This is a genomic window from Proteus sp. CD3 (assembly GCF_008808075.1).
Taxonomy (GTDB): domain Bacteria; phylum Pseudomonadota; class Gammaproteobacteria; order Enterobacterales; family Enterobacteriaceae; genus Proteus; species Proteus appendicitidis.
In genome coordinates this window covers 402,922-415,408 of sequence record NZ_CP019686.1, presented here as the reverse complement: position 1 = coordinate 415,408, position 12,487 = coordinate 402,922, and the positions used below count along the sequence as shown (strand labels likewise).

Annotated in this window: 5 protein-coding genes; 1 reads left to right on the top strand and 4 read right to left on the bottom strand. The window is 37.2% G+C overall.

The genetic code is table 11. From position 1 onward, the window contains the following. Positions 1–179 precede the first annotated feature (179 nt). The gene (locus tag BTA34_RS01825) at positions 180–7,313 is read left to right on the top strand and encodes an Ig-like domain-containing protein (protein ID WP_151434267.1); all 7,134 of its coding nucleotides are present in this window, start codon (positions 180–182) and stop codon (positions 7,311–7,313) included. A gap of 74 nt (positions 7,314–7,387) precedes the next feature. Here BTA34_RS01825 and BTA34_RS01820 read toward each other — a convergent pair whose 3' ends face one another. Genes BTA34_RS01820 through BTA34_RS01805 form a run of 4 tightly spaced genes read right to left on the bottom strand, consistent with a single transcriptional unit; the run spans position 7,388 to position 12,476 of the window. Next, positions 7,388–8,614, bottom strand: coding sequence for a RhtX/FptX family siderophore transporter (locus BTA34_RS01820; protein ID WP_151434266.1), 1,227 nt, complete (start codon positions 8,612–8,614; stop codon positions 7,388–7,390). Between the two features lie 12 nt (positions 8,615–8,626). Next, entirely contained in the window at positions 8,627–10,033 is a 1,407-nt protein-coding gene (locus BTA34_RS01815; protein ID WP_265576150.1) for a PepSY-associated TM helix domain-containing protein, read from the bottom strand. Continuing rightward, positions 10,030–10,284 (bottom strand): hypothetical protein, encoded by a 255-nt coding sequence (locus BTA34_RS01810; RefSeq protein WP_151434264.1) that lies wholly within the window; start codon positions 10,282–10,284, stop codon positions 10,030–10,032. The genes BTA34_RS01815 and BTA34_RS01810 overlap by 4 nt, the downstream gene beginning before the upstream one ends. Beyond that, on the bottom strand, positions 10,284–12,476 hold the full coding sequence (locus tag BTA34_RS01805; protein WP_151434263.1) for a TonB-dependent siderophore receptor: 2,193 nt from the start codon (positions 12,474–12,476) through the stop codon (positions 10,284–10,286). The genes BTA34_RS01810 and BTA34_RS01805 overlap by 1 nt, the downstream gene beginning before the upstream one ends. Between the last annotated feature and the right edge of the window lie 11 nt (positions 12,477–12,487).

Genomic DNA, 12,487 nt, shown 5'->3' with positions numbered 1-12,487 from the left:
TTCTATTGGCTTTTTTATACTTAAATTCCCTTTTCAATTTTTATTTCTAAACTTATTTTATTTTTTTGATCATTTATTTTTATATATTGAATAATTAATTAATTCAAGTTCACTTTCTGATATCAAAAACATCTATAAATACGAGAATCTCATCATTATTTGTTACGGTGAGTTTAAAAATGACAAAATTTAAAAGTGGACTAACGCCTCAACTATCTTCTATTACAAAGAAAGTTGCTTGGTTTAATATTTTTATTCAACTGGCATTTCCTATCTCAGCAACCCTTCCAGCCAATGTGTTTGCTAACGGAAATAACCAAGAAAAACAGGCTATTAATTTATTAAAAAAACAGAAAACGTATCAGGTTAAAGCGGGCGATACACCTGAATCTATCGCTAAGCAATTTAATATAAAATTATTTAAACTTATAGAATCTAACCCTGATTATGTCTCTTTAGTGGGTAAATTAAAAATAAAGGCGGGCATAACACTTAATATCCCCGATGAGCCTTTATTAACAAAAAAATGGCTAAATAATAATAATCAAGATATTCCGATCCCTTCAACTAACGGGCAAGAACTGGCCCAAATTATTGTCGATAATTCATCTTTATTAAATAGAGATACGGACGCGACACAATTCGCAATAAGCCAAATATCAAATAAGGCCAATCAACAAATAGAACAATGGCTTAATCAATTTGGCCATGCTCGTGTATCACTTTCTACTGATAAAAATTTCACATTAGAAAGTAGCTCAGCCGATCTCTTGATCCCATTGTACGATCAAGAAAAAAACCTAGTTTTCTCTCAAACCAGTTATCACCGTAAAGACTCTCGTAGCCAATTAAACCAAGGAATTGGCTACCGGCATTTTACTGATAAATTTATGGTGGGTCTGAATGCTTTTTATGACTACGATTTAAGTCGTTATCACAGCCGCTTTGGTGTGGGTGCTGAAGTATGGCGAGACTATTTTAAATTAAGTGTAAATCACTATCACCGTCTCTCTAACTGGCGTACCTCTGACGACGTTATAGATTATAACGAGCGTCCTGCTAATGGGTGGGATATTCGGACAGAAAGCTACCTACCCGCTTACCCACAATTAGGCGCAAAACTTATTTTTGAACAATATTACGGTAAAGAAGTCGGCTTATTTGGCAAAGATAATCGCCAAGAAAATCCTCACGCTTATACTGCGGGGCTTACTTATACGCCAGTGCCTTTAATTACCTTTGGTGCTGAACGTCGCTTTGGTTTAAATGACAACAGTGATAATAAATTTGATGTGAATATCCAATATCGACTTGGAGAATCACTCTCTTCACAACTTAATCCCGATAATGTGCGAGCAACTCGTTTAATGTCAGGAAATCGCTATGATTTTGTTGATAGAAATAATGACATTGTTTTGGAATATAAAAAGAAAACTTTAGTCTTCCTTTCTATAAATCCAACCCTTAACGGTTATGCGAAAGAAGAAAAAGATTTAGGCGTGCAAGTTCGTTCAAAATATCCTGTTAAACAGATTGAGTGGTCAGCAAGTCGCTTAATCGCTAATGGAGGTAAAATTAATCATAATAATAATCTTAACTATTCGATAATTTTTCCTCGTCATATCTCAGGTTCAACTGAAAAAAACAGCTACACAATAAGTGCTGTTGCTATTGATGATCAAGGTAATCGTTCTGATCCTGTACAAAGTCACATTACAGTTGATCAATCCGCGATTAATACACAAAATAGCCAATTTACACCTAAAGCCACACAACTGCCTGCCGACAGTCATTCTGCACAAAATCTGACTTTATCCATCCTCGATAATGATAAACTTCCCGTTGATATCAATATCAACGAACTCTCACTACAGGTTCAATCTGATAATCCTATCGGTAATAGCAAAGTTTCCAATTTCAGCCGAATAGATGCAGGGAAATATCAAGTCACAATCACCGCAGGGAGTACTCCTGAAATGGTGACATTAATACCCAAATTTAGAGATAACACCTTTAATCAGGCACAAGTGACTTTTGTTGCTGATACACATTCCGCCATTATTGCTAAAGGCGGATTAACCGTAATTAAAAACTATGCACCTGCTGATGGTAAAAGCCAAAATAAAATTCAAGTTATCGTAACTGATATTAATGCCAATAAAATTCCTAACTATCCTGTCTCTTTTACTGCAGATAATGAAGCAACGATTATTGGGCAAGCAAATACAGATGCTGAAGGCAAAATCATTGTTCCCATTACTAATACACATATTGGCAAAAGTATAATTAATGTTAGTGTTAAAAATATTATCTATTCAACTAATGTTGATTTTATTGCCGATAGTAGTTCAGCCAAAATAAATACTTTCACAATTAATCCAAATAGTTCATTTGCTAATGGAAAAGATGAAAAGCATATTGCTTTCAATGTGATTGATAAAAATAATAATCCCGTCCCAAATGTAAAAATACAATTATCTGCTGATAACCAAGCCCTGCTTAAAGAAACTGAATTATTGACTGATAATCAAGGTAATGCATCAACAACGATGACCAGCCAAATATCAGGTACAACCACTGTAAGTGCATTAGTTAATAAAATAGTCACGAAAAAGACAACGCAATTTATTGCCGATCTATCCAACGGTAAAATTATTTCATTAACGCCATCGGCAAAACCTTATATTGCTGATGGTAAAACAGCAGTAACCTTTACCGCGGTCGTTGAAGATAACAATCACAACATCTTGCCAAATGCAAAAGTCATTTGGTCTACTAATCGTGACCAACAGATTGTTTCTATTAATGAAGTTTCAACAACAAATGACCAAGGTATCGCTCAAACGACAGTGACCAGTACTCAAGCCTTTGATGTTATTGTTACTGCTAGCCTCAGTAATGGGTCAATGGATCAATCACCTATTACTTTTATTGCCGATAACAAAAAAGGTTTAATTACCTTAACCAGCAATAAAACTCAAATTATTGCAGATAATAAAGAACAGGCCATATTAAGCGCGGTTGTAAAAGATAAGTTCGGCAATAAATTACCTGATGTTATCGTCAATTGGGATATTAACGGCGGAACAGCAAATCAAAAAGAGACAAAAACCAACCAACAAGGTGAAACGGCTATTTCGATTAATACCGCTCAAGCGGGAACGATTACCGCCATTGCTTCACTCAAAAATGGAAATAAAGCCCAGACGACAATAAAAGCCATTTCTGATCCGAACAGTGCAACAATTTCTTTATCGGCTAATAATAAAACAGAAGCCATTGCTGATGATAATGATACCATCACAGTCACAGCACATGTTGTTGATGCGAATAATAACCCATTGATACAACAATCTGTTTTTTGGAATGCATCACCTAATCATCCTAATAAAGAGATGGTAAAAACAGATATTCATGGTAATGCACAAGTCGAAATAAAAGGAAAAATAGCACAGGCAATAACATTAACTGGCCGTCTAAATAATAATCAAAGTGCATCAATTGATCTTTTATTTAAACCTGGGAAAGTAGATAAAGCCCATAGCCACTTTAAATTAGATCCGCAAACCATCGTGGCTAATGGTAAAAATGTCTCTATTGGTACTATCGAATTAAAAGACCAATTTGATAACCCAGTTCCTAAACAAGAAAAATATATCAGCCTTAGTGGTAATAACCCCACTATTACATTCAGTAATGTTATTGATAAAAACAACGGAATTTATCAGTTTGAAATTAAAGGGAAAAAAGAAGGTATTAGTGAGATAACAGCAAAATATGGCGTAACAAATCCATTTGCCCTAACACAGCCTCTTGGTTTTGTTGCCGACACGCAAAATGCCATGATTCAATCTGTAAACGTCATTGCGCCTTATACTGTCACCGCAAATGGGAAAGATAGTGTCGTTATTAAAGCCCATATTGTAGATAAGCAAGGCAACCCAAGCATGGAAGGCATTACGGTGGGTTGGCAAACCTCATTAGGTCAACTTTCACCATTACCAATTAGTAAAACAGATAAGAATGGGGTTGCAGAGATTGCGCTGATAAGCACACAAGCAGGCACAGCAAAAGTTACTGCAATGCTAGATGCTCAAGAGTTTCTTGAAGCTGATCATGACATTATATTTACAACTGATGTTATCTCAGCAACTCGCTCTACACTTGCTCTTTCACCATCCATCATTACGGCGGGTGATGGAACTCGCTCTTATGATCAATCAAATATTACGGTCATTGTAAAAGATAATCAGGGGAATTTACTCACTGGATTAAAAGACGATATTAAACTTCAATATTCCACTAATCTTAATATTAAAGAGAGTAAATTTACCGAGAGTAGCACGGGTGTTTATAAAGCTACAATCAGCGCCCAAAAAACGGGTACAACAGAAATTCATGCCACGATTAACAGTATCACCTTAACTCAATCAGTTTCACTGACTGTTGTTGCTGATAATATCAGTGCCAAAGTGCGCGATATTATTATCAGTGATATGGCACCTAAAGCCGGAGACACTATCACTTATACTGCTTATTTAATTGATAAATATGATAATCCTGTTAGTAATGATACGCCTGTCACTTGGACATCCGACAATGTCAGTGTTTTAACCTCAGCACTGACGTTTACAGATGATAAAGGCGTGGCGCAAACAAAATTAACGCGTGGCCCTGCGGGGTTAGCAAAAGTTAATGTGAACTTAAAATCAGGGGTTTATCCTGCAAAAGATGTCAATTTTATCGCTGATGATGTTGATGAAAACCGTTCAGAAATCGACTTAATACCAGCAACAATCATCGCCAATGGCACAGATAAAGCCTTACTCTCGTTAACGATTAAAGATAAAGGCGGTAATATTCTGCCAAATCAGCAAGTTGAAGGAATTTCTAATAACCCAACTATTCGGTTTAGCCAAGCCCAACAAGTCTCTCCGGGTCATTATGAAATTGAAGCAACGGGCACGAAATCAGGCATGGCACAATTAAGTGTTAAAGTGAATGGTGTCGATTTCAAAAAACAAAAAACCTTACAACTGCGTGCAGATGCAAAAACCAGGCAAGTAAAATCTGTCGATGTCGATAGAACAAGCATAATCGCCGGAGATAATGGTGTTAATTATCAAGCAACCATTGTGGATGCCAATGACAATATATTGTCTAACGTTATTGTAGTATGGGAGTTACAAGGTGTAGCTGATAAATATAACCATATTACCTATACCGATACCAATGGTATCGCAAGAACAAAAGTCACCAGTACTGTTGCCGGTATATTGAAAATGAACGCTGCTCTTGATTCAAATAATTATAAGCCAATTCAAGATGTAACCGTAAATCCAGCTGATATTGATGCCAATCAATCAACCTTTAGTAGTAACCGTCAATCAATTGGGGGAAATAATAAAGATAGCGCCCTACTCACTGTAAATTTAATGGATAAATACGACAATACCATTGATGGTAAAACTGTTTCGATAAAAACAACCAGTGGTAAACCTAATTTTAGTGATAACCCACTCAATTCATTAGGAAAGGGGAAATATCAAACTCATCTTACTTCAAATGTTAAAACAGATATTATTTTAACGGCTGAAGCGGAAGGATTAGCCATTGCGAAACCATTAACTATTAAAGTCACTATTCCGAAACCTGATATTATTTTTGACAAACAAATCCAACAAGAAACCTACGCTTCAGCACCAATCAGCGCACTAGGTTATACAGGATTACCTAATAATATTAATATGATGTGGTCTAGTTCCGATCCGACTATTGCCTCTATTGATACAACTAGCGGTCGTATTTCGATGAAAAAAGCGGGTACTGCAGTTATCACATTACAAACATCAGGTAATGATCAATATCAACCAGCGCAAAGTAGTTATCCTTTAGTCATTGAAAAAGCGAAACCTATTTTACAATTAGCGTCATCGGGTACGATTAAATCGGTATGGAATGATGGAGTAACGCATAACGTTAACGCCACTTTTGGCAATACAGACGTAAAAAATATTCCTTTGTATTATGTCAGTGATGACCAACGTATAGCCATTATTGATTCACAAGGCGCTATTACAGAAGTAAAACCAGGTAAAACGAAAATACACATCAAAAGTGATGCAACTGATCAATTTCTAGCAGATGCGGTGGTAGTGGATTACGAGCAAGATAAAGGAACACTCCAAATCACTTTTGCAAAAAATGACATTATTTTATCTGAAACAGATACTAATATTGATGTACAACAACCAACAATTCCATTGCCTAAAGAAGCTCTAGGTATCTGGTCAGCAAAAGATCCTAATATTGTGGCAATAAAAGAAAGTGGGGTTATTGTTAAAGTCAATCCAGGTAAAACAAATATCATTTTGACATCAAAAGAAAATGACTACTTTTATCAATCTCAAGGTTCTTATTCTGTCGATGTTAGAAAAGTACCTCATATCACCATTAATTCCGTAACACGAAGGGTTGATAACAATAAAAATGCACAAGTCACACCTCATGCAAATATATCGATAAATTGGACTCCTGTTTATGAAGATGATTCGTTAACTTTTTCTTGGTTACCGCCAGATACAACAGCAAGTGATTATGCAGTTAATCTTGAATTATGGGATGGAAATCAAAAAACCAGTCAAATCCTTGCTTATGACCACAATCAGCTTCTTGGTAGACCAAAAATCACTAGCTCCTTTAAGCTTGATAAAAATTTATTTAAAAGTACTCAACTTAAAATCAAAGTCATTGTGTTTGACATTTACGATCATGATCCAAGTACAAATACAGGTAGACAATATGCAGTTTATTATCCACTAGATGTAAAACCGATTCATCCTATGTATATGGATTTAGAATTAAACGGCTCTATTTCATTTATTACTACTACTAGTGCTAGTGTGCCGAGACATTCATGTAGAATGAGTGGCTTGGATAGTATGGTTCATGTTATTGCAAGGCCGATGTTTACATTAGGAAACCACGCAAGTGATTTCTTTGAGCCAGTCACGGTATCTCACAAACTTATTGATATACAAGGCGCTTCTACTCGTGATTCAGTCGATTACAACGATGAAGGTACTTATACCTCTAGAATTGAGAACCAACGTTTCCAACCTAATAGTCATTCGCTGGCAATAAAAGAAGACTGTTGGGGGAGTGGTGCCGGTGCTTCTGCCCATCATGGTAATGCAACGTTAATTACCTCTGTCACTATCGCAGGTGAAACATATGAGTTTAAACAGCATGTTAATTGGGATGGAGATGGTTCTCCATCACAAAATAATATAACGAAAATTAGCCAACTTTAGTTAAAATCATTCGATTAACTATAAAGAGCCTCTCGAGGCTCTTTATTAATTTAAAGCTATTTTTCTAAATCAGTTTATTCCGTTGATTGATATCTCTTTTGATATTTTACGTTTACCAACGTTACCAATAAAGCAAAGAGTGCAATCATTGCAGCCAATCCAAAACCACCACGATATCCAATAATGGCAGTTAAACTCACTAACATCATTGCACACGCCATTTCACCAATATCACGCATACTTTGCACGGCAGTCATATCTGTACCTGCTTGATTATCTGTTGAAGCGAATCGCATACCTGCGGTCATAATAGCCACAGAAGTGATCCCCGAAGATAAAGAGCCTAAAACGATACATACAGCAACCATTGGAAGGCTAACCGTTCCTGTTGATTGTGAAAACCATAATAATGAAGAGCCTAAAGCACACAATAATCCTGCAGAAAAAGCACGCCAAACACCGATTTTATTAATTAACCAAGCCCCTCCACCACAACCAAAGAACAGAGTGACCATTCCCCCCATCATGCCCATTTTTCCAACATCAGCTAAAGACCAGCCATTATCAGTTAAAAATAGTTTAGCCAAACCAAAGCCTGAAACTGCCGTTACTGCTGAGAGTAATGTCAGTGTTAATAGTCTTACTGCACCTTTTCTTCGTACCGTTTTTAATAAACTTGCATTAGGATGATCACTATTTTCTCCTGCTTCATATTGGGCTTTTTGTTGAAATAACGTAATCGATATCAAGCTAATAGCGGGGATCAATGCAAAAAATAACAATGTATTTTGCTGCCCTAATGTCTCGCTTAATATCATCATTCCTGCACCTCCTAAGAAAAATCCCCCCATTACCCCCGCAATTTGGATCGCATTGATTTTAGATAATAGAGTGCCACTTGCATGCTCAGCCGCCATTCCATCTGTCGCGATATCTTGTGTTGCACTGGCTAATGAAGCGATAGCTAATAAAGTGACACCCCATTTTGCCATTTCAACGGAAATCCCTATCAATGCTAAGAGTAATAAGCAAAGCGTCACGATAATCTGCATGGGAATAATCCAACTACGGCGACGACCTAATGATGTAAACCAATAATTATCAACGACTGACGCCCATAAAAATTTTAACACCCACGGCAATCCCACTAATGGAATAAATGCGATGGCACTTAAAGCCGAACCTTCTTGACGTAATAATGTGGGTAAAGCATCCATTGCAATTCCCATCGGAATACCTTGTGCTAGATAAAGTAAACCTAACGTAATGACCAATTGACGAGATTTTAATAATTCTTGCATAACGGACTCCAATTACGCTCTTTTCAGTAGAAAAAGACCTATCAAAAAATAAAAAATGGCACTTATCAGCAAGGCACAACTTATCCACCATAAAGAAGCATGAGTAATAAATAAGTGGCTAAAAACACTTATTAATAAAATCGCACTACTTAGGGTTAAAATAAGGAAAGTAAGTTGGATCACTTGCAAATAAAAAGAATAAAAAAGAAGCGTTATTAACCAGATGCTAAAAAAAGACAGTATCGGTGATAACGCGGAGAAAATAGCGATAGGAATTAAACATGTGCTGGCAAAAATTAAGCCAATACAACTTCCTAACACTAAACGGGAACTGATATTGATGGGCTTTTTTAATAGCCAAATCACTAATCCGCTAAAAGTTAATACACAGGCCATCATTCCCATTAAGCAGTGAAGCGCAGATAAACTAAAGTTAGCAGAGCCTGTCCATAAATATTGCCCATAATGCAGCGGTTGAACCGCAATAAAAGTACGCGTCCAAAATTGCTGAGACACAGAAGTTTTTTCTGTAACCCGATAATTATCTAAACCAGCAAAAGAGAACTGTTCAAAATTCGTAGTACTGGGTAAATATAAATTGCTCCCACTTATTGTTATTTGCTGTTCAGCAGTACTTTTATTTTTCCAATTAATTGTTTCAGGAATAAATTCTGGCTTTTCTTTCGAAAGTTGAATTAACAGTTCATTTGGCGAAGATGCACTCCATTCAAATGAGGTAGGGGTTGATTGCCCCATAAGTTTCATCATCACTTGCGCTGGAGCATTTGGCTCCACATATTTTGCCAGCATTAATGTACCAAATGCACCTAATCCTGATAATGCCCCGGTTAAAGCAAATACAACCAGCCACGGATAGCTCAATAATCCAATGACATTATGCAAATCAAAGAAAAATAACCTACGTCCTTGATTAAAACGGAGCCGAAATAATTGATAGATTTTACGGTGATGAATAACAATGCCTGTTATTAGCAATAGCGCAAAAACAAAACCAAATAAGCTAATAAATAATCGTCCAGAAAAACCCATAAATAGATTTTTATGTAAATTAACCATAGGAGAGATAACCTCTGTTAATCTAATTTCTTCTCCTGTTTGTGCATTTAACTGCAGTGAACAATTTCCCATTCCTTGGCAGAAAGTAATAATAGGATGATCAATAGAAGCTAATTTCACACTATTAAAACCGTTTTCACCTAAGAGGTATTCGCCTTTTATTAATAGCTTATCTAACGGTAATAGTTCTTTATTTAACGGCTTAAATTGAACCCATAGATTTAAATTTTCATGAGCTAATGACCATGTGCCTGTAAATAAAATAATAAATAATAGGATGCCAAATAAAGTGCCTGTTTGGCGATGAAGCTGTGAAAATTGGCGTTTTAATATTGCTTTCATAAAGTAAACTCCAGCAATATTAAAAGTAACGGCCACCAGCTCCATGCTCGCCAAAATACCTGCTTTCCAGTCACTGAAAGCAAACTAAAACAGAGCATGCCACATAAAAATAAAACAGGTAAAAAGACGGCTGCATATAGACGATTAAGCGGATCTACGCTGGGATAAAAAGTTGCTATCAGTAATGACAGCGTAATACTTCCTATTACGCTGCCTAAAATAGCACAACTGATCAGCAATGCTTTTTGCATTAGAAATCAGCCTTTATATTCAACATAACATTACGAGGTTCACCGTAACGATTATTCCATTGAGGGGAGAAAAGACTTGAGTAATAACGTTTATCAAAAACGTTATTAATATTTAATGCTACAGACCAGTTTTCATGAATTTGGTAACCTAAACGCGTATTAAATATCGCATAGCCACCTTGGCGTAACGTAACTTCACCGTTTGTTTTGCTATATTCACTTTGAGCTTGAATACCACCACCCACACTCCACTTACGTGCATCCCAAGGTAACTGATAGTTTGTCCACGCTCTTACCATATGGCGAGGCACCAATGAATTAAAACTATTGCCTTTATTAAGAGTATCTTCTTTATATTCCGTATCAGTGTAGGTGTAGCCAACAGAGAGATCCCAAAATGGTGATAGATATCCTGTCCCTTCAATATCAAACCCTTGGCTAATCACTTTTCCGCCACTAATAAGATAGGTATTAAAACCACCGCCAGGATGTGCCGGATCTTCTTGTGGATTATTTTTCATATCAATACGGAAAATAGCGGCTGAGACGTTAAGCCCACCGTTCATCAACGCGCCTTTGATCCCAGTTTCAACCGTTTGTCCTTCAACGGGCTTCAACATTTCACCACTCCACGTTTTTCCTGTTTGTGGTTGATAAACCGTAGAATAACTGCTGTACCATGACCATTGAGGCGCAAAGTCCCAAATCAAACCACCATAAGGAGTAATTTTGCCATTTTCAGTAAACTTAGCTTGCGGTTTTGTCACTTCCCACCAGCTCGCTCTTGCGCCTGTAACCAGCGTAACAGGCTCTATAAGCTTGATCCGGCTCATTGCATAAACGCCAGTTTGTTCCGTTTTTGTCGCACCTTGAGAGGAATAACCTGTTATTTGTGGTTTTGCTACACTGTGAGGATCCCAGCGATAAATATTGACAGGTACATTGAGAGGCTCTTTAAATTGCCCAGTGTGCTGTTCTTCACTGGCCTTCGAGTAGCTCATTCCCACTATCACGTCATGTTGTAAGCCCCAACCTTTGAGTTTTCCTGTGACGTTGGTATCAAGACTGGTTTGATAGTTATGGAACTTGTATGCTCCTCCCATTAACATGGCACCATCACCGGTTTCAGGATCGATATTTCCCCATGCTCCTGCATACAACAAACGCGCTTTAGCATATTGATAATCACCGTTGATTTTAAACAGCCAATCATCATTAATTTGATGTTCAATTCCGGTAAATAAACGCGTGGTATCCCATTTAAAGCGATCCCAATCAGCATCTAAATAGGTTTTACGAGAAAGATGTAAATCACTCCCCTCTTTCCCCATTGGCACACCCGCCATATTGGTGATGGAGTCTATTGTTTGATATTGAATACCCGTACGTAATAGGGTGTTAGGCGTTAAATCCGCATCGACAGTGGCATAAATCAAGCGAGTCTTTTGATCTGAAATATCGTAGAAGAAATCTTTATCTTCCCATGCCATTACAACACGACCACGAACGCTACCCGCTTGATTTAAACGTCCACCCACATCCACTTCACCGCGATAACGGTTCCAGCTTCCAGCCGTGAATGTTGCTTTTAATTGATCTTCTAAAGGTGCATGTTTACGTACCATATTGACGGTTGCCGCAGGGTTTCCCATTCCATGCATTAATCCGTTAGAGCCTTTTAAGATCTCAACTCGTTCATACACCGCCATATCTTGTGGTGAACTTGCCATATTTCCCATTAATGCAGGAACACCATCCAGCTCAAAAGAGTTAATTTGAAAACCACGAGCGTAATAAGCCGTTGTTAATAATACAAACGGAGCGCTGGTAATACCATTGGCACGAGTCATCACTTCATCAAGAGTGTTTAGGTTTTGATTTTCTATTTGCTCTCTGTCTATCACAGAGATAGTTTGTGGGATCTCTCTGGGCTTTAGTGCCATTTTACTTAATGTACTCACGCCAGGAGCAAGATCATCGCGGTTTTGTGTCGCGCTTTCAGTCACCACCAAAACATCGACCGCTTTATTGTTTTCTGTTGCTGTATTTGCGATGGCAGAAAGTGAAAATAATGCGGTAGAACACAAGATAGCGCATTGTGTTAATGCCAATTTATTTTGTGTACGTTGATTTAATACTGGTGATAATGTCTGTGTTTTATCTAAGTTAGCTAAAGCAGAAATGTAAACCATACCCATCCCAA

Excerpts from the sequence above, each read along its gene's own strand:
- BTA34_RS01825 (WP_151434267.1), top strand. The coding sequence starts at position 180 with ATGACAAAATTTAAAAGTGGACTAACGCCTCAACTATCTTCTATTACA.
- BTA34_RS01820 (WP_151434266.1), bottom strand. The coding sequence starts at position 8,614 with ATGCAAGAATTATTAAAATCTCGTCAATTGGTCATTACGTTAGGTTTA.
- BTA34_RS01815 (WP_265576150.1), bottom strand. The coding sequence starts at position 10,033 with ATGAAAGCAATATTAAAACGCCAATTTTCACAGCTTCATCGCCAAACA.
- BTA34_RS01810 (WP_151434264.1), bottom strand. The coding sequence starts at position 10,284 with ATGCAAAAAGCATTGCTGATCAGTTGTGCTATTTTAGGCAGCGTAATA.
- BTA34_RS01805 (WP_151434263.1), bottom strand. The coding sequence starts at position 12,476 with ATGGTTTACATTTCTGCTTTAGCTAACTTAGATAAAACACAGACATTA.